Consider the following 17,410-nt stretch of genomic DNA (forward strand, 5'->3'; position numbering starts at 1 on the left):
CCGGGGCGCGGCTGCTTCCGGCCGGACTGCGGTCTTCCGGCCCGGGTCCTACTTCGCCCGGTCGAAGTCGATCGCGCTGTAGGCCCGCAGCTTGCGCAGCCGGTGTTCGGAGTCGATCCTGCGCACCGTCCCGGACTTCGACCGCATGACGATCGACTCGGTCAGCGCGGTCTCCGACCGGTACCGCACGCCCCGCAGCAGCTCACCGTCGGTGATGCCGGTCGCCACGAAGAAGACGTTCTCCCCGGAGACCAGGTCGTCGGTCGTGAGCACCCGGTCGAGGTCGTGCCCGGCGTCGATGGCCCGCTGCCGCTCCTCGTCGTCCTTGGGCCACAGCTTGCCCTGGATCGTCCCGCCCAGGCACTTCACGGCGCAGGCCGAGATGATGCCCTCGGGGGTGCCGCCGATGCCGAGCAGGAGGTCGACGCCGGTGCCCTCGCGCAGCGCGTACACCGAGCCGGCGACATCGCCGTCGGAGATGAGCTTGATACGGGCGCCGGCCTCCCGGACCTCCCGGATCAGGCCCTCGTGCCGCGGCCGGTCCAGGATGACGACGGTGACGTCCTCCGGCGCGGACCGCTTGGCCTTGGCGATCCGCCGGATGTTCACGGCCACGGGCGCGTCGATGTCGACGAAGTCCGCCGCCTCGGGGCCGGTGACCAGCTTGTCCATGTAGAACACGGCGGACGGGTCGAACATGGCGCCGCGCTCGGCGGCGGCGAGGACGGCGATCGCGTTCGGCATGCCCTTGGCCGTCAGCGTGGTGCCGTCGATGGGGTCGACGGCGATGTCGACCTCGGGGCCGGTGCCGTCACCCACGTGCTCCCCGTTGAAGAGCATCGGGGCCTCGTCCTTCTCACCCTCGCCGATGACGACGACGCCGTTCATCGACACGGTGGAGACGAGGGTCCGCATGGCACGCACCGCGGCACCGTCGGCGCCGTTCTTGTCGCCGCGCCCCACCCAGCGGCCCGCCGCCATCGCGGCGGCCTCGGTCACCCTGACGAGTTCCAGGGCGAGGTTGCGGTCGGGAGCCTCCGAGGGAACATCAAGTTCCGACGGCAATTGATGATTTTCGGTCATCGGAGCGCACCTTTCTGATACGACGACGGCCGGATGAGGGTATTGGACCCTGACTCTATCGCTGACCAGACAAAATGAGCAGGGGACCCCACGGATGAGCGCTTGGGGCACCTGCGACGATAGTGGGCGTGGCAGGTTCGAACGGCAAGCAGAAGACGGCCCGGGACATGATCCTCTCCCTGGCCCTGATCGGTATCGCGGCGGCGGTCGTCTACTTCCTCGCCCTCCCGCACAACGACCACTCTCCCGACCTCAAGCGGGTCGACTACCGGGTCGAGCTGATCACGGCCCGGCGCGCGGCGAGCTATCCGGTGGCCGCCCCCGAGGGCCTGCCGGACACCTGGAAGGCGACCTCCGTGCGCTTCCAGGGGCAGAAGTCCGACCGCTGGCACCTCGGCTTCCAGACCCCGGACGGCCAGTACGCGCAGGTCGAGCAGTCGTCCGCGCAGAAGCCCGCCGAGTTCATCGAGCAGGCCAGTCAGGGCGCGTCGGCGACGCGGCGTACCGAGACGGCCGGCGGCCGTACCTGGACGCGTTACACCGGCGGCCGCTACGACGCCCTCGTGCTCCAGGACACCCCCGGCTCCACGACGGTGGTGGCCGGCACCGCCTCGTTCAAGGAGCTGACGGCGATGGCTGCGGCGCTGCGGATGGAGTGACCGTGACGGCACGCGAAGAGGCCCCCGGCGATGCCGGGGGCCTCTTCGCGCGCGCGGGCCGCTCAGACGGTCGTGACGACGTCCTCGTACGCGAGGCGCGGCGAGCGCGGGTACCAGGCGTCCGGGCCGGGCCGGCCGATGTTGACGATCATCAGCGGGGTGTGGTCGTCGTCCAGGAACTCCTTGCGGACGCCCTCGAAGTCGAAGCCGGTCATCGGGCCGGCGGCCAGGCCGGCGGCGCGGACACCGACGACGAAGTAGGCGGCCTGCAACGCGGCGTTGAACGCGGCGGCGCTCTCGCGGGCCGGACGCTCGGCGAAGAAGAGGTCCTTGGCCTGCGGGAAGGCCGGGAAGAGGGCCGGCAGCTCCTCGTGGAACTCGTTGTCCGCGGAGAGGATCGCGACCAGCGGGGCGGCGGCGGTCTTGGCCCGGTTGCCCTCGGCCATGTGCGGCAGCAGGCGCTCGCGGGCCTCGGCGGAGCGGACCAGGGTGATGCGCAGCGGGGTCTGGTTGAAGGCGGTGGGGCCGTACTTGACCAGGTCGTAGATCGCCTGGACCTGCTCGTCGGTCACCGGCTCGTCGGTGAAGGTGTTCGCGGTGCGGGCCTCGCGGAACAGCAGGTCCTGGGCGGCGGGGTCAAGAACGAGAGACATGCGTGACTTCCTCGGGTGCGCGACGGTCCGGGGGCCGGACCGGCTGACGGCACGACCCTACGGCAGGTGAGGTTTAATATTCAACAAAGGCCCGGGCGTGGTGATCCGCCTCACAGCCCCGTGCGGTCGCCGGGCCTGTTCCGCGCCCTCGGTCCGCCCGGTCCCCCGCGGCCCCTCGCGCCGCCCGGCCCGCTCCCGCCGCCGGCGTCTACCCGGCCCGCCCCCCGTCCTTCGCGGTCCCCTCCTCGTCCTCCTCCTCGGCCAGCGCGGCGTCCAGCCGGGCCCGCGCCCCCTCCAGCCAGCGCCGGCACACCCTGGCCAGCTCCTCGCCGCGCTCCCACAGCGCCAGGGACTCCTCCAGCGTCGTACCGCCCGCCTCCAGCCGCCGTACGACCTCGACCAGCTCGTCGCGCGCCTGCTCGTACGAGAGCGCCTCGTCCACCTTGCCCGTCATTCGCCCACCTTCACCGTGAATTCACCGTCGGCGACGCGAGCACGCAGCGTCTCGCCCTCCGCCACCTCTTCCGCGTCCCGCACCACATGCCCGTCGGCCCGCTGGAGCACCGCGTAACCGCGCTGGAGCGTCGCCGCGGGGGAGAGGGCCACCACGCGCGCGTGCGTGTGCGTCAGCTCCGAGTCCGCCCGGTCCAGCAGGTGCCCCACGGTCCGCCGGCTGCGGTCGACCAGCGAGCCGACCTGGTCCGCGCGCGCGTCGATCATCCGGTGCGGATCCTCCATCGAGGGCCGCGCCAGCGCATGCGCCAGCCCCCGCTCCTCCCGCTCCACGGACGCGTTCACGCAGCGCCGGGCCCGGTCCCGCAGCATCCGCACCCGCTCCAGTTCCTCGCCCACGTCCGGTACGACCTTCTTGGCCGCGTCCGTCGGTGTCGAGGCCCGCAGGTCGGCGACGTGGTCGAGGAGCGGATTGTCCGGCTCGTGCCCGATCGCGGACACGACCGGCGTACGGCACCCGGCCACGGCCCGCACGAGCTGCTCGTCGGAGAACGGCAGCAGGTCCTCCACGCTGCCGCCGCCCCGGGCGACGATGATGACGTCCACCTCGTCCACCGCGTCCAGTTCCTTGACGGCCTGGACGACCTGCGGGACGGCGTGCACGCCCTGCACGGGCACGTTGCGCACCTCGAAGCGGACGGCGGGCCAGCGGTGCCGGGCGTTCTCCAGCACGTCCCGCTCCGCGGCGGAGGCCCGGCCGCACACCAGCCCGATCAGCTGCGGCAGGAACGGCAGCGGCTTCTTCCGCTCCGGCGCGAACAGACCCTCGGCCGCGAGCGCCTTCTTCAGCTGCTCCAGCCGGGCCAGCAGCTCGCCGACACCCACGGGTCTTATCTCGGCGGCGCGCAGGGACAGCTGGCCCCGGGGGGCGTACCACTCGGGTTTCGCCAGTACGACGACGCGGGCGCCCTCGCCGACGACGTCCGCGACGGCGTCGAACACCTGGCGGTAGCAGGTCACGCCGACGGAGATGTCGTGCGAGGGGTCGCGCAGCGTGAGGAACACGACGCCCGCGCCCGGACGGCGCGACAGCTGGGTGATCTGTCCCTCGACCCACACGGCGCCCAGCCGGTCGATCCAGCCCCCGATCATGCGGGACACCGCGCCGACGGGGAGCGGGGCCTCGGGGGACGTGTTCACAGCCATGTGCCCGAGCGTAACGTTCGGTACGGACAACGCCGGTGACGCCGTCGACTCCCTGACGGCTTCCCGCACGCCGACCGGTACCCGGCCGCCGGCTCCCCGCGTGGCCCGGGGCGCGTGATCTCCGGGCCGCCGGACGCGGCCTTACGATGGGTCGCATGACCGCTTCGCCTGGCCGCCGTGTCCTGCTCGCCGCCCCCCGGGGCTACTGCGCCGGTGTGGACCGCGCCGTGATCGCCGTCGAGAAGGCCCTGGAGCAGTACGGGGCCCCGATCTACGTCCGGCACGAGATCGTCCACAACAAGTACGTCGTGCAGACCCTGGAGAAGAAGGGGGCCGTCTTCGTCGAGCGCACGGACGAGGTGCCGCCGGGCAACATCGTGATGTTCTCGGCGCACGGAGTCGCCCCGGCCGTGCACGACGAGGCCCGGCAGGGCCGGCTCGCCACCATCGACGCCACCTGCCCCCTGGTCACCAAGGTCCACAAGGAAGCCGTCCGCTACGCCAACGACGACTACGACATCCTCCTGATCGGGCACGAGGGCCACGAGGAGGTCATCGGCACCTCCGGCGAGGCCCCCGACCACATCCAGCTGGTCGACGGCCCCGAGGACGTCGCCAAGGTCGAGGTCCGCGACCCCTCGAAGGTCGTCTGGCTCTCCCAGACCACCCTCTCCGTCGACGAGACCATGGAGACCGTCGACGCCCTGACGGCGAAGTTCCCGGGTCTGGTCTCGCCGCCCAGCGACGACATCTGCTACGCCACGCAGAACCGTCAGCTCGCCGTGAAGCAGATGGGCGCCGAGGCCGAGCTGGTCATCGTCGTCGGCTCGCGCAACTCCTCCAACTCCAAGCGGCTGGTCGAGGTCGCCAAGCTGGCCGGCGCCCGCGACGCCTACCTGGTGGACTTCGCCGACGAGATCGACGAGGCCTGGCTGGAGGGCGTCCGCACGGTCGGTGTGACCTCCGGCGCCTCCGTCCCGGAGGTCCTCGTCGAGCAGGTCCTGGAGTGGCTCGCCGAGCGCGGCTACGCCGACGTGGAGATCGTCAAGGCCGCCGAGGAGTCGATCACCTTCTCGCTGCCCAAGGAACTCCGCCGTGACCTGCGCGAGGAGGCGGCCACGCTGGTCGCCGAGCGCGGCGGGACCGGTACACCCGGGGCATGACCGTCAGTCGTCCGTCGTAACGTGGAGCCATGCAGATCTTCGGCGTGGACATCGGCGGATCCGGCATCAAGGGTGCCCCTGTGGATCTGGACCGGGGCGACCTGGTCCAGGAGCGCTGCAAGGTGCTCACCCCGCATCCGGCGACACCCGACGGCGTGGCCGACGGGGTCAAGCAGGTCATCGACCACTTCGGCTGGACCGGCCCGGTCGGCCTGACCTTCCCCGGGGTGGTCACCGGCGGCGCCACGGTCCGTACGGCGGCGAACGTCGACAAGAGCTGGATCGACACCGACGCGCGCGCGTTGTTCGGCGGCAGGCTCGGCGGCCTCCCGGTGACCGTGGTCAACGACGCGGACGCGGCGGGCGTCGCCGAGATGCAGTTCGGCGCCGGGCAGGGCCGCCGGGGCACGGTCATCCTGCTCACCTTCGGCACCGGCATCGGCAGCGCCCTCTTCGTGGACGGCGTCCTGGTCCCCAACACGGAGCTGGGCCACCTGGAGCTGCACGGCCACGACGCCGAGAAGCGGGCCTCCAGCAAGGCCAGGGAGGACCACGACCTCAGCTGGGAGGAGTGGGCGCAGCGCGTGCAGCAGTACCTGGCGCACGTGGAGATGCTGTTCTCGCCGGAGCTGTTCGTCATCGGCGGCGGGGTCAGCCGCAAGGCGCACAAGTTCCTGCACCTGATCGAAGGCGTCAAGGCGGAGATCGTCCCCGCGCAGCTCCAGAACAACGCGGGGATCGTGGGAGCGGCGATGAGAGCGGCCCAGCGGGTGTAGCGGTCCGGGCCGCCCGGGTCCGCTCCCGGGCGGCCCGGCCGCTCAACTCCGTCGCCGTCGCTGTCCCGCCCACCGCATCCGGCGTACGAGCACGGTGACGCCGGCGGCGAGCGTCCCCGCGTACAGCCAGCCCGCCTGCGTGGCCAGCCCGGTGAACAGCCCCATCAGCCGGCCGGCGAGCCCTCCGGTGCCGTCGGCGACGGGCAGGAGCCCCACGGTGAAGGCGATCGGCGCGACCACCGGGGCGGTCAGCACGTCCCCGTCGCGTACCCACAGCGCCGTGAGCAGGCACACCGGCAGGAACAGCAGCCCGTACACCGTGCCGGAGGCCCCGAAGAGCAGCTGGTCCAGGTAGCCGAGCAGGAACATCGCCACGATGCAGAACAGCCCGCTGCCGAGCCCGGTGAGCTTCATGTCCGCCGGCCGTCCGCCCCCTCCCGCCGGCCTCACCGTACGGCGTGTCCGCGCCGCGCGGCCGGTCCCCGGCGCGGGCCCGCGCTCACCGGCCGGCCCGCGCCGGGCCTGCGGTGGCAGCGGGGCGGGCGGCTGCGCGCCACGTCGCGGTCCGTTGTTCGGATGTCGCGTCCTGCGTTGCTCCATTGGACCAACTTAGGTCTGTTTATGTGCCCGATCAGCCCTCAGACACGCCGACGGGGAACGCTCGGCCGGCCGTCCCACGCTCCCGCGAGCAGGGCGCCCCGGACGCCGTAAACTGGTGGATCGGCCAGTGTCGGTCTCTGGCCTGGCAGCCCCTGGCCCACTCATCAACGGGAAGTCGCAACGTGTCGCTCACGATCGGAATCGTCGGCCTGCCCAACGTCGGCAAGTCGACCCTGTTCAACGCCCTGACCAAGAACGACGTGCTCGCGGCCAACTACCCGTTCGCCACGATCGAGCCGAACGTCGGCGTGGTCGGAGTGCCCGACGCCCGCCTCGCGCAGCTGGCCTCGATCTTCAAGTCGGAGCGCATCCTCCCGGCCACGGTCGACTTCGTCGACATCGCCGGCATCGTGCGCGGTGCCTCCGAGGGCGAGGGCCTCGGCAACAAGTTCCTCGCGAACATCCGCGAGTCGGACGCGATCTGCCAGGTCATCCGCGCCTTCAAGGACGAGAACGTCGTCCACGTCGACGGCAAGGTCTCGCCGAAGGACGACATCGAGACGATCAACACCGAGCTGATCCTCGCCGACCTCCAGACCATCGAGAAGGTCCTGCCCCGCCTCCAGAAGGAGTCGCGGATCAAGAAGGACATCGCGCCCAAGGTCAAGGCGGTCGAGGAGGCCAAGGAGATCCTGGAGAAGGGCGACACGCTCTTCGCGCACGGCATCGTCCAGGGCAGCGAGCGCGCGGAACTCCTCCACGACCTGCACCTGCTCACCGCGAAGCCGTTCCTCTACGTCTTCAACGTCGACGAGGACGAGCTGGTCGACGAGGAGTTCAAGAACGAGCAGCGCGCCCTGGTCGCCCCGGCCGAGGCGATCTTCCTGAACGCCAAGCTGGAGGCCGACCTCGCCGAGCTGGACGAGGAGGAGGCCCTCGAACTCCTCCAGTCCGTCGGCCAGGACGAGCCCGGTCTCGCCACCCTCGCCCGCGTCGGCTTCGCCGCCCTCGGCCTCCAGACCTACCTGACGGCCGGCCCCAAGGAGTCCCGCGCCTGGACGATCAAGAAGGGCGCCACCGCCCCCGAGGCTGCCGGTGTGATCCACACCGACTTCCAGAAGGGCTTCATCAAGGCGGAGGTCATCTCCTTCGGCGACCTCGTCGAGACCGGGTCGGTCACCGAGGCCCGCGCCAAGGGCAAGGCCCGCATGGAGGGCAAGGACTACGTCATGCAGGACGGGGACGTGGTGGAGTTCCGGTTCAACGTCTGACACGTCCAGCGAGAGGCCGTCTGACCTGCGGCGGAGCGGGATGGGCGGCCGTGCGGGCGGGCCGCCAGGACCCGTCCGTGAAGTGCGTGCGGACCACGGGTCCGCCTTGCGGCGCCGTGAAGATCCAGCCCTCGGGCCCATCGGCGGGAAAGTCCCGCAGGTGGGCCTTCACCGCATCCACCGCCATGCCGGGGGAGGAGGGCAGCTTCGCCTCGGCGCACGGCACCGGCATCGCCGCAGGCTCCGCCCTCGCGGGTCGACCGTGAACGGGACGACGCCTCCACCCGAGGGCGTGCCGGACGGGGGCGGGATCGTGCGGGTGTCGGCGCGGACCCGGGATGATCCGGTGCCGTGCCCGGTGTGCGGGCAGCCGACGGGGCGGGTGCATGGCTTGTGCGAGCGGGTGGTCGCGGACGTACCGGTCGACGCACGGCGGGTCGTGGTCCCGGTGCGCGTCCGGCGCCTGGTCCGCCAGGACTGCCGGGACTTCTGACCCTGCGCCAGGGGAGTTCAGGGGTCGCGGATGGACTCCATGGGCGGTACCCGTGGACCCGGGCCGCCCCGGCGTCACCGTACGGCCGGTCCGTAGGCCGGGGCCGGGTACGGTGCCGGTTCCGTCACCCAGCCCGCCACCAGCACCAGGCGGGACGCGCGGTCGGTGGCGAGGAAGCCGAAGGGGCGGTCGAAGGCGGCGCGGACGACCGTCGTCTCGTAGCGGTACGACGGGACCCCGCCGGCCGGTGCCGGCATGACCGCCGTGACCGCCGCCGCCCGGAAACCGAGCGCGCCGAACTGGGCCACCGCCGACTGGCGGGCCTCGCCGACGGCCAGCGGGTGGGGACTCACCCCCGGGAAGTGGCCGGCCCGGGTGTCCGTCGCCGTCGTGAGGCCGAACAGGGCGGGCCGGGCGAGCAGGTCGTGGTCGGCCCGTACCTCGTACGACACGGTCGTCACGTCCAGCGTCCTCGGTTCCGGCTCGGCGGCCGGTTGCTGCTCCACGTGCAGGCCGGGACCCACGTGGCCGTGCGGCAGCCCGCCGCCCCCCGTGAGCGGCAGGGCGCGTTCCACCACGCCCACGCCGGTCGCCAGCACCTGACCCGGCGCCATCCGCTCCTCCCCGAGTACGAGGTGGACGTCGATACCGTGGTCTCCGGGCACCGTCAGCGCGGTGACGAAGCCGTCCGGGGTGCCCGCCACCCCGACGCGGTCCGGCCGCACGCTGCGCCGGTGCAGTCCGCGCAGGGTACGGCCCTGCCAGGGTCCGGCGGCGGGCCGCAGCGGCAGCTCCGTGAAGGGCTGGCGCCAGTTCGTGCGCAGCGTGAGCGCGGTGGCCAGCATCATCCGCGCCTCCCGGGTCAGCGTCACCGGCATGCGCTCGACCAGCCCGCCGGTACGCTCGGCCGCCCAGCTGTCCAGCCGCTCCTGCACGGTGACCAGGTCGTCCCCGAAGACGCCCTGGGTCCCGGCGGGCAGCCCGGCCCGCCACTCCTCGCGCAGGGCCAGGCCGTGGTGCGTCCACAGGCCGAGCGCCGCCTCCAGACCGGACACCGACGCGAGCCCCGCAAGCAGCTCCCGCGCGGCGCCGGCCGCCTGTCCCGCGGGGATGCCCAGCGCCCCGGCCAGCTCCGTCCGCGCCGGGCCGGCCGCGCCGTCGGCGAGGAAGGCCAGCAGGGGCCAGACCCCGGTCGCGGAGAAGACCGTGCCGTCGTACGCGGTCGCCGCCCATCGGGCCGTGAGTCCGTTCACCGCGCGGACGACCTCGTCAGCCGCCCGGCCGTCCGGCCTGGTCTCCACCCTCGTCCGCCCCCGTCCGTGTCCCGCTCATCGTGCGGGCGGCTCCTGCGCCGGTCGTGCGCTGTCGCCGCCCCGCCCCAGGAGCACGGTACCGGTGTCGCCGCCCGCGCCTGCCGGCCCCCACCGCCTGCTACCGTCCGCACGTCCGGGCACGGCGTCCGTTCGCGCAATCAACTGTGCGATCACGCAAGGTAGTTGACTTGCCGTCAGTCGTGTACGCGGAGCGCCGTGTCACCGGCCGGGCCTTGTCGGGCCGTCCCGGGTGATCGTCGCGCGCCCCGGTCCCCGGGTGTGAGCCCGCCGGTGCGGGGGAGGAAGTGCCTGGGTGATGCGCTCCCCAGCCCCTTGTCATCACATCGAGTGATTCTCTGGCCTTCGCTTGCACGGCGGAACCCAGGGTTGCCAGGCTCTTGCTGTCTGTACAACCTGATGGGAGCGGCCAGTGACATTCGGTGAGCAGCCGGCGTACCTGCGTGTCGCGGGTGATCTCCGCAAGAAGATCGTCGACGGTTCGCTCCCGCCCCACACCCGGCTCCCCTCCCAGGCCCGCATCCGCGAGGAGTACGGCGTCTCGGACACGGTCGCGCTGGAGGCCCGCAAGGTGCTGATGGCCGAGGGGCTGGTCGAGGGCCGCTCCGGTTCGGGGACGTACGTGCGCGAGCGGCCCGTGCCCCGCCAGGTGGCCCGCTCCGGATTCCGTCCGGCCGGCGGTGCCACGCCCTTCCGGCAGGAGCAGGCCGACGTCGCGGTGCGCGGCACCTGGGAGTCCAGCAGCGAACAGGCCGAGGCCGGGGCGGGGCTCGCCGAGCGGCTCGCGATCCAGCCCGGTGACCGGGTCATGTGCACCAAGTACCTCTTCCGGCAGGCCGGCGAGCCGATGATGCTCTCCACCTCCTGGGAGCCTCTCGCCGTCACCGGCCGCACTCCGGTGATGCTGCCCGAGGAGGGGCCGCTGGGCGGGATGGGTGTGGTCGAGCGCATGCGGGCCATCGACGTCATCGTGGACAACGTCACCGAGGAGGTCGGCGCCCGCCCCGGCCTCGCCGAGGAGCTGCACCTGCTCGGCGGGGTCCCCGGGCATGTGGTCCTGGTCGTCCAGCGCACGTACTACGCCTCGGGCCGCCCGGTCGAGACCGCCGACGTGGTGATCCCCGCGGACCGTTACCGGGTCGCGTACCACCTGCCCGTGAAGTGACCGATGGGGTACGGCCGTTCCGGCGCCGGACTGTCATGGTGACGGGCCGCCGGGCGTACGGCGGGTGCGCCTTCGGGTGAGGTAGCGCACACTCCGGCGCGCCGGGCGGGCGGACACCGCGCCCTCCCCGGCCGTCACCGGCGCCCGGGGTCCGCAGCGATCCGGCCGTTCTCGCAGGTGGCTCGGGGGTGCCCGAGACGTCCCCGACCCGGGGTGGGGGTGTTCGCGACGGCGCGTTCGGCCTCGTGCGCCCCCGGCGGTCTGGCTGGTTGCGTACCTCTTTGTGAAAACTCGTATGCGCAGCGTGAAGGTTGGGCGTACGCTCGGGCATATGCGGATTGCGGTTTCCTTAGGCGGCGCGCGGCGGGGGCCCGAGAGCGCAGCCGAGCGTGGGGGAGGGCGGGGCGGTGCGGGAAGGAACGCGAGCGGTCGGGGCCATGAGTGAGGGCACGGTCTCACTGCCCTGGATCGTGATACGGCAGGACGACAACGGCAACCGCTACCGCGTCGGCCGGTACGCGACCCGCGCGGAGGCGCAGAAGATCGCCGACAGCTTCGACGACCGGGGGCACAAGCAGCTGTACTGGGTCGAGCGCATCGGCCAGAACGGGGACGGTACGCACAACTGACCGGCCGCGCGCTGACGTAGGCTCCCCTCCATGACGCGCACGCCACCCGGGACGGAACGGATCGTCGTCGTGGGAGCCGCCCTGTTCGACGGCGGCCGGCTGCTCGCCGCACGCCGGAGCGCACCCGCTGACCTGGCCGGGCGCTGGGAGCTGCCCGGCGGCAAGGTGGAGCCGGGTGAGCGGCCCGAGGACGCCCTGGTGCGTGAACTGCGCGAGGAACTGGGCGTCGACGCCGAGGCCGTCCGGCGGGTGCCGGGGGAGTGGCCGCTGCGGGCCCCGTACGTCCTGTGGGTGTGGACCGCCCGGCTGCGCCCCGGTTCGCCCGGGCCCCGGCCCCTCCAGGACCACGACGAGCTGTGCTGGCTGACCCCGGCGCAGCTCTGGGACGTCCCCTGGCTGGATCAGGACGTCCCCGCGGTCCGGGAGGCCGCAAGGCTCCGTCCGGCCGAGCCCGGCGACGGGGACGCCTCCCCGCCCGCGGAGCCCGCCCGTGGGACAGGCTCCCGCTGGGACAGGACTACGGACCGAGCCTCCGTGCTGGACGAGTCCGCCGATGGGACGGCCTCCCGGTCGGCCGGGTCCACGGACGGGGCCTCCCGGCCGGAGGGGCCCACCGACCCGGCCACCTCCCGGCCGGCCGGGTCCACCGATGGGCCCGCCTCCCCGCCCGCCCGTTCTGCCGGTGGGTCGGTCTAGGCCGGCGCCGGAAGGGGCGGAGTGCCCGCGCGGGGTGCCGGATGCCGCCGTCCTCGAAGCACGCGGCGCTCGCGCCGCTCCCGAGGAGCGCCGCATACGCCGTTCGTGCCACAGTGCGCCCTCGCGCGCGGTACTGCCCGCCGGATATCGGGTATGTGCCCATTAACCCCATGAAAACGGACATGGGCGGGCTCTGTTGGCCGGGGAAGTGATCGGCGTGATCGACACCGATGGTGACTGCGCCGAGTGGTCCTTCCCCGCGGAACCGGGCGCCGTACGCAACGCCCGCGCGGCCGTCCGGGGCCAGCTGCGCGGCTGGGACCTCGACTGCCTGGCCGACCTCACCGCGCTGCTGGTCAGCGAGCTGGTCACCAACTCCCTGCGGCACGCCACCGGCCCCATCGGGGTACGGCTGGTCCGCCCCGCCGCACTCGGCGACACGCTGCGGGTGGAGGTCTCCGACCCGCTCCCGGACCCGCCGCGCGAGCGCGTCGCCCGGCCCGAGGACGAGAGCGGGCGCGGCCTGCAACTCGTCGCCGGATCCTCGCGCCGCTGGGGCACCCGGCCCGGCGCCGGCGGAAAGACCGTCTGGTTCGAACTGGCGGTGCCCGGGTGAGGCGGCGGCCGCGGGCGCACGGGGGTGTACAGCCGCCGGTGCGCCGTCCAGGTACGCGCCGGGCACGCGCCCGGTCCCGCCGTGGGTGATTCGGCGGTGTGTTCCCTGGTTAGAAGAGTGGGAGTGTTGTCACGGACCGGTCCGAAAAACACCTGGACCGTGCTGTGATCGTGAACACCGTGTCGTGCGGCGCCGTAGTGCTGGATACTGCGGGCAGCCGCCCCCGGTGACCGGTGCCGGGTGCGGTGAGCTGGAGGGGACGGTTCGCGTGAGCGAGATACCAGCGAAGGCCACGGAGTCCGAGGACCCGTCGGACGGCGCGAGGAACCAGGCCGCGGAGGCGGCCGCGGCATCCGGCGACGCCATGTGGCAGAGCAGTCCGCCCGGTTCGATCTACGACTACATCAAGGTCGCGTCCTTCTCCATCAGTCCCGGCGGGCTGGTCGAGCAGTGGAGCCTGCGCGCCGAACAGCTCTTCGGCATCCCCGCCGCACGCGCCGTCGGCATGGACCCCATCGAGGCGTTCGTCGACCCCGACCTGCGCGACCGCGGGCAGCGGAAGATGGCCGAAATCCTCGACGGGCGCGAGTGGACCGGTGTGGTGCCCTTCCGGATGCCGGACCTGCCGGACGGCGCGCGCGGTGAGGAGGGGCTGGCCGAGGTCTACGTCATGCCCACGCGCACCGCCGAGGGCGAGAGGGCCGCCGTCTGTATCGTCGTGGACGTCCGCACGCTCCGCAGCATCGAGACCGACCTCGCCGCCTCGCAGGCGATTTTCGGTCAGTCTCCTTTCGGTTTCCTGCTGATCGACGACGACCTGAGGGTCCGTCGGGCCAACCATCGCTTCGCCTCCATCTTCGGCGGAACTCCGGACGACCACCGGGGCAGGGGAGTTCACGACTATCTGCCGCGCGGCGAGGCCGAGCGGGTCTCGGCCACTCTGCGGCGGGTTCTGGAGACCGGCGAGTCGATCACCGACATGCACGTCACCGGCTTCGTCCCGGGCTCCGAGGAACGCCGGCACTGGTCCGTCAACCTCTACCGCGTGCACAGCGGCAGCGGCCGGCCCATCGGCATCGCCTGGCTCGGCACCGACATCACCGCCCGCCGCGCGGCCGCCCGTGAGGCCGCCGCCGCCCGGCGCAATCTCGCCCTCCTCAACGACGCCGGCGCGCGCATAGGGAACTCCCTCGACCTGGAGACCACGGCCCGCGAACTCCTCGACGTCGTCGTCCCAGGCTTCTGCGACCTCGCCACCGTCGACCTCTACCAAGGTCTGCTGACCGGCGACGAGGCGCCGCCCGGCCTCGCCGACGGCAGCGCCGAACTGCGGCGCGTCGCCTTCGCCAGCGCCGTCTCCGGCGCTCCCTTCAGCAGCTCCGGGCCACCTGTCGAGGTCGGCGCGGTCCACCACTTCCCCTTCCGCTCGCCCTGCGCGGACGCCCTGCGCACCGCCCGCCCGCAGCGCGTGCCCGCCGAGGAGGGCGGACTCGTGCAGTCCACGCTGGCCGTGCCGATGGTCGCCCACGACACGGTCGTCGGACTCGCCCAGTTCGCCCGCACCAAGGGCAGCGAGCCGTTCGGCGACCGGGACCGGGACCTGGCCGTGGAACTGGCCGCTCGGGCCGCGGTCTGCATCGACAACGCGCGCCTGTACCGGCGCGAACACGAACGGGCGTTGATACTGCAACGGTCCTTGCTCCCGCCCGGCGACCCCGAGGCGTCCGGCCTGGACATCGCCTGCCGCTATCTGCCCGGCAACGCGGCCACCGAGGTGGGCGGCGACTGGTTCGACGTCATCGAACTGCCCGGTCACCGCACGGCGCTGGTCGTCGGCGACGTGATGGGCCGGGGTCTGCGCGCGGCCGTGGCGATGGGCGAACTCCGCACGGCCGTACGCACCCTGGCCCTGCTGGATCTGGAACCGGCCGAGGTCCTCTCGGCGTTGGACGAGATCGCGCGGGGGCTCGGCACGCCGGGCGGGGTCCAGCAGGCCACCCGCGCCGCCCGTCAGCCCCGGGACGCCGACCTGTCCGAGGTGTACCTCGCCACCTGCGTGTACGCCGTGTACGACTCCGTGACCAGGCGCTGCACGTTCGCCAACGCAGGCCATCTGCCGCCGGTCCTGGTCGAGCCCGGCGAGACGGCCCTGATGCTGGACGTGCCGCCCGGGATGCCGCTCGGCGTGGGCGGCGAGCCCTTCGAGGAGGTCGAGGTCGAACTCCCCGAGGGCGCGCTCCTCGCGCTGTACACCGACGGCCTCGTCGAGTCCCGCCACCACCCCCTGGACGAGGGCCTCCAGGCCTTCGTCGGCGCGCTCACCGACCCCTCCCGCCCCCTGGAGGACGTCTGCGACCACGTCCTCAACACCCTCGACACCCACCACGGCGAGGACGACATCGCACTGCTGATGGCCCGGGTACAGGGACTGCCCGAGGAGTCCGTCGGCGACTGGACGCTGCCGCGCGAGCCGCGCAGTGTCGGGCGGGCCCGGGAGTACGCCCGCGGGCAACTCGCCGGCTGGGGCCTGGAGCCGCTGATCGACACGACGGAACTCCTGGTGAGCGAACTGGTGACGAACGCGCTGCGGTACGGCGAGGGGGACATCAGGCTACGGCTGCTGCTGGACCGCACGCTGGTCTGCGAGGTCTGGGACTCCGGGTTGGTCCAGCCACGGAGACGGCGGGCCCGGGACACCGACGAGGGAGGACGGGGACTGCAACTCGTCGGGCTGCTCAGCGCGGCCTGGGGGTCACGCCGGACGCCGCGCGGCAAGACGGTGTGGTTCGAGCTGCCTCTGCCGGGCGGCGAGGGAACCCTCACGGACCCGGCGGAGGCCCTGCTCAGCCTGTTCTGACGACACCCCGGCCCGCTCCCCGATCGGCCCGCGACCCACGACGGACCGCAACCGGCGCGGCGCCCGGTGGGTCACAGGTGGTGGCGGGACCGGGTGAGGGGGCCGCCGTAGCTCGCCGGGGGGCCGCCGTCCGGTTCCTCGGCCAGGAGGACGCCGCCCAGCACGGCACCGGCGAGACCGGCCGCCTCCCCTTCCGCACCGGCGTACGGGCTGCCGTACGCCCGGACATCCCGCTCGCCCAGCTCCCGTGCCTCCCGGGCCACCGGGTCGGCCCGGCCGGGGCGCCCCGCACCCAGCTCCCGCACCGCCTCCGCCAGCCGGGCCCGGGCCTCGGTGCCCACCGCCCCCCGGTGCACCCCCACGAACGCCTCCGCCCCGGCGACGGAACCGCGCGCCACGAGCAGCGCCGCGACGCCCAGCACACCGGACCGCGCCCCGCCCAGCCGCTCCGCCGCCCGGCTGATCCGGCGCAGGGCGTCCAGCGGGTCGTACGGTCCACCGGTCAGCTCCTCGCGGACCGCCGCCAGCACGCCGTCGGCGTGAGCGAGGCGGGCGCGCGGCCCGTCCGGGGCCGGCGAGGCCCGCTCACCGCCCCGGACCGCCGCCAGCTCCGCCTCCGCGCCGGTCAGTGCGGCCGGCACCAGCCCGGCCGCCTCCCGCAGCCGCGCCGCGAGCCGTTCCACCGCGCCCACCAGGATCTCGGCCTGGGCCACCGCGCCCTCCCCGGCACGCAGGTGCCGGGCGGTCCGTCCCCCGTCGTCCACGTCGGCGGCCTGGCGGGCCTCGTTGAGCCGGGTCGTGGCGAACACCAGCCGGTCCTTGGCCTGTTCGACGTATCCGGCGACGGGCGCCGAGGCGGTGGACGCGTACCGCTCCCGGAGCGCGGCCAGGGTGTCCTGCGCGGTCACCGTCCGGGCCGCCGCCTCCCGGAACCGTCGCTCGGCCACTTCCAGCGCCGCACCGGCGCCGCCACGCCCACCGGCCCCCTGTCCGTCCGCCTCCGGCTCACGCGCCGCCCGCGGATCGGCCCCCGGCCCGTCCAGTCGGCGCAGCCCGTCCAGCGCCCCCGCCTCCGCGTCCAGGCGCCGGCCGGCCTCCGCGCAACGGCCGATCACCCCCACCAGGGCCTGCCGCCGGGCGCCCGGGTCCTCCGGGACGCCCTCCTCGTACCGCCGCCAGATCGCGAACGCGGCCGACAGCTCGGTCTCGGCGGCTCGCAGCGCACGCGTGAACGGTTCCGTCCGGCCCTCCCCGAACAGGTTCCGCACGAAGGACAGTTCCTCCCGGCTGGTGCGCACGCACTCGTCGGCCAGCAGCAGCGCCGCCCGGGCCTGGCGTTCGGAGTCGGCCCGGGTGGGCGCGGGCGGCTGCGCGGAGACCGTCCCCGGGGTCGTCCGCGTGCGGGCGCGCCGGGTGCGGCGCAGGTAGCCGTACCCGGCCAGGGACACGGCCACGGCCCCGGCGACGAGCGGCAGCACGAGGTCGGCCGAGGACGTCTCGTCCTGCCGCACGGCGGCACCGGCCACCGCGCCGGCCGAGGCCACGGGAACCGGATCATGCGCCGCCATCGTCATCACCGGCAGCACCGGCCACCCGATCCCGGCCAGGCCGCCCAGCACCGCATGCGCCACCCGCACCCTTGTGCGCACCGTGGCACGCCGGGGTCGGCCCCGGATCAGGGAGGACGTCACCTTTCGGAGCGTATGGGCAGGTCGGCGGCTCCGCGACCGGGACGGGGGCGGGTGGGGGACCAGGCGGA

15 protein-coding genes and 2 pseudogenes are annotated in these 17,410 nt (G+C 73.4%); 10 read left to right on the forward strand and 7 right to left on the reverse strand.

What is annotated here, in order from left to right:
* Nucleotides 1-48: 48 nt before the first annotated feature.
* Complete coding sequence (gene glpX / locus ACF1BE_RS11055; RefSeq protein WP_392198702.1) at nucleotides 49-1,083, reverse strand: class II fructose-bisphosphatase; 1,035 nt, start codon at nucleotides 1,081-1,083, stop codon at nucleotides 49-51.
* A gap of 128 nt (nucleotides 1,084-1,211) precedes the next feature.
* On the opposite strand from glpX, the gene ACF1BE_RS11060 reads away from it, so the two are divergent.
* Nucleotides 1,212-1,742, forward strand: a complete 531-nt coding sequence (locus tag ACF1BE_RS11060; protein WP_392198703.1) for a DUF4245 domain-containing protein — start codon at nucleotides 1,212-1,214, stop codon at nucleotides 1,740-1,742.
* Between the two features lie 62 nt (nucleotides 1,743-1,804).
* On the opposite strand, the gene ACF1BE_RS11065 is transcribed toward ACF1BE_RS11060, so the two are convergent.
* From ACF1BE_RS11065 to xseA, 3 genes are all read right to left on the reverse strand, one after another.
* The gene (locus ACF1BE_RS11065; RefSeq protein WP_392198704.1) at nucleotides 1,805-2,395 is read right to left on the reverse strand and encodes a malonic semialdehyde reductase; all 591 of its coding nucleotides are present in this window, start codon (nucleotides 2,393-2,395) and stop codon (nucleotides 1,805-1,807) included.
* A 208-nt stretch (nucleotides 2,396-2,603) separates the two neighbouring features.
* Complete coding sequence (locus ACF1BE_RS11070) at nucleotides 2,604-2,849, reverse strand: exodeoxyribonuclease VII small subunit (RefSeq protein ID WP_392198705.1); 246 nt, start codon at nucleotides 2,847-2,849, stop codon at nucleotides 2,604-2,606.
* Nucleotides 2,846-4,054 carry an exodeoxyribonuclease VII large subunit gene (gene xseA / locus ACF1BE_RS11075; protein WP_392198706.1) on the reverse strand — a complete coding sequence of 403 codons (1,209 nt, stop codon included), beginning with the start codon at nucleotides 4,052-4,054 and terminating at the stop codon, nucleotides 2,846-2,848. The genes ACF1BE_RS11070 and xseA overlap by 4 nt, the downstream gene beginning before the upstream one ends.
* 146 nt (nucleotides 4,055-4,200) lie before the next feature.
* On the opposite strand from xseA, the gene ACF1BE_RS11080 reads away from it, so the two are divergent.
* Both ACF1BE_RS11080 and ppgK read left to right on the forward strand, forming a co-directional pair.
* Entirely contained in the window at nucleotides 4,201-5,217 is a 1,017-nt protein-coding gene (locus ACF1BE_RS11080) for a 4-hydroxy-3-methylbut-2-enyl diphosphate reductase (RefSeq protein WP_392198707.1), read from the forward strand.
* Between the two features lie 29 nt (nucleotides 5,218-5,246).
* Nucleotides 5,247-5,993 (forward strand): polyphosphate--glucose phosphotransferase, encoded by a 747-nt coding sequence (ppgK, locus tag ACF1BE_RS11085; RefSeq protein WP_392198708.1) that lies wholly within the window; start codon nucleotides 5,247-5,249, stop codon nucleotides 5,991-5,993.
* Nucleotides 5,994-6,035: 42 nt separating this feature from the next.
* Here the strand turns inward: ppgK and ACF1BE_RS11090 are convergent, their stop codons facing one another.
* On the reverse strand, nucleotides 6,036-6,407 hold the full coding sequence (locus ACF1BE_RS11090) for a DUF6542 domain-containing protein (RefSeq protein WP_392198709.1): 372 nt from the start codon (nucleotides 6,405-6,407) through the stop codon (nucleotides 6,036-6,038).
* A gap of 368 nt (nucleotides 6,408-6,775) precedes the next feature.
* On the opposite strand from ACF1BE_RS11090, the gene ychF reads away from it, so the two are divergent.
* The gene (gene ychF / locus ACF1BE_RS11095; protein WP_392198710.1) at nucleotides 6,776-7,864 is read left to right on the forward strand and encodes a redox-regulated ATPase YchF; all 1,089 of its coding nucleotides are present in this window, start codon (nucleotides 6,776-6,778) and stop codon (nucleotides 7,862-7,864) included.
* A 262-nt stretch (nucleotides 7,865-8,126) separates the two neighbouring features.
* A pseudogene (locus ACF1BE_RS11100) lies at nucleotides 8,127-8,333 on the forward strand (transposase family protein); the annotation flags it as partial.
* Nucleotides 8,334-8,431: 98 nt separating this feature from the next.
* Here ACF1BE_RS11100 and ACF1BE_RS11105 read toward each other — a convergent pair.
* Nucleotides 8,432-9,658 (reverse strand): serpin family protein, encoded by a 1,227-nt coding sequence (locus ACF1BE_RS11105; RefSeq protein WP_392198711.1) that lies wholly within the window; start codon nucleotides 9,656-9,658, stop codon nucleotides 8,432-8,434.
* Between the two features lie 442 nt (nucleotides 9,659-10,100).
* Between ACF1BE_RS11105 and ACF1BE_RS11110 the strand changes: the two genes are divergently transcribed.
* From ACF1BE_RS11110 to ACF1BE_RS11130, 5 genes and pseudogenes are all read left to right on the forward strand, one after another.
* Nucleotides 10,101-10,853, forward strand: a complete 753-nt coding sequence (locus ACF1BE_RS11110) for a GntR family transcriptional regulator (protein WP_392198712.1) — start codon at nucleotides 10,101-10,103, stop codon at nucleotides 10,851-10,853.
* A 437-nt stretch (nucleotides 10,854-11,290) separates the two neighbouring features.
* Nucleotides 11,291-11,482 (forward strand): SPOR domain-containing protein, encoded by a 192-nt coding sequence (locus tag ACF1BE_RS11115; RefSeq protein WP_392198713.1) that lies wholly within the window; start codon nucleotides 11,291-11,293, stop codon nucleotides 11,480-11,482.
* A 30-nt stretch (nucleotides 11,483-11,512) separates the two neighbouring features.
* A pseudogene (locus ACF1BE_RS11120) lies at nucleotides 11,513-11,938 on the forward strand ((deoxy)nucleoside triphosphate pyrophosphohydrolase); the annotation flags it as partial.
* A gap of 448 nt (nucleotides 11,939-12,386) precedes the next feature.
* Complete coding sequence (locus tag ACF1BE_RS11125; RefSeq protein ID WP_392198873.1) at nucleotides 12,387-12,794, forward strand: ATP-binding protein; 408 nt, start codon at nucleotides 12,387-12,389, stop codon at nucleotides 12,792-12,794.
* Between the two features lie 268 nt (nucleotides 12,795-13,062).
* The gene (locus ACF1BE_RS11130) at nucleotides 13,063-15,651 is read left to right on the forward strand and encodes a SpoIIE family protein phosphatase (RefSeq protein WP_392198714.1); all 2,589 of its coding nucleotides are present in this window, start codon (nucleotides 13,063-13,065) and stop codon (nucleotides 15,649-15,651) included.
* Between the two features lie 71 nt (nucleotides 15,652-15,722).
* Here ACF1BE_RS11130 and ACF1BE_RS11135 read toward each other — a convergent pair whose 3' ends face one another.
* Nucleotides 15,723-17,342, reverse strand: coding sequence for a hypothetical protein (locus ACF1BE_RS11135; RefSeq protein ID WP_392198715.1), 1,620 nt, complete (start codon nucleotides 17,340-17,342; stop codon nucleotides 15,723-15,725).
* Nucleotides 17,343-17,410 lie beyond the last annotated feature (68 nt).

The sequence above is a fragment of the Streptomyces sp. NPDC014991 genome (assembly GCF_043080665.1).
GTDB lineage: Bacteria > Actinomycetota > Actinomycetes > Streptomycetales > Streptomycetaceae > Streptomyces.

Excerpts from the sequence above, each read along its gene's own strand:
- xseA (WP_392198706.1), bottom strand. The coding sequence starts at position 4,054 with ATGGCTGTGAACACGTCCCCCGAGGCCCCGCTCCCCGTCGGCGCGGTG.
- ACF1BE_RS11070 (WP_392198705.1), bottom strand. The coding sequence starts at position 2,849 with ATGACGGGCAAGGTGGACGAGGCGCTCTCGTACGAGCAGGCGCGCGAC.
- ACF1BE_RS11115 (WP_392198713.1), top strand. The coding sequence starts at position 11,291 with ATGAGTGAGGGCACGGTCTCACTGCCCTGGATCGTGATACGGCAGGAC.
- ACF1BE_RS11090 (WP_392198709.1), bottom strand. The coding sequence starts at position 6,407 with ATGAAGCTCACCGGGCTCGGCAGCGGGCTGTTCTGCATCGTGGCGATG.
- ACF1BE_RS11065 (WP_392198704.1), bottom strand. The coding sequence starts at position 2,395 with ATGTCTCTCGTTCTTGACCCCGCCGCCCAGGACCTGCTGTTCCGCGAG.
- ACF1BE_RS11080 (WP_392198707.1), top strand. The coding sequence starts at position 4,201 with ATGGGTCGCATGACCGCTTCGCCTGGCCGCCGTGTCCTGCTCGCCGCC.
- glpX (WP_392198702.1), bottom strand. The coding sequence starts at position 1,083 with ATGACCGAAAATCATCAATTGCCGTCGGAACTTGATGTTCCCTCGGAG.
- ppgK (WP_392198708.1), top strand. The coding sequence starts at position 5,247 with ATGCAGATCTTCGGCGTGGACATCGGCGGATCCGGCATCAAGGGTGCC.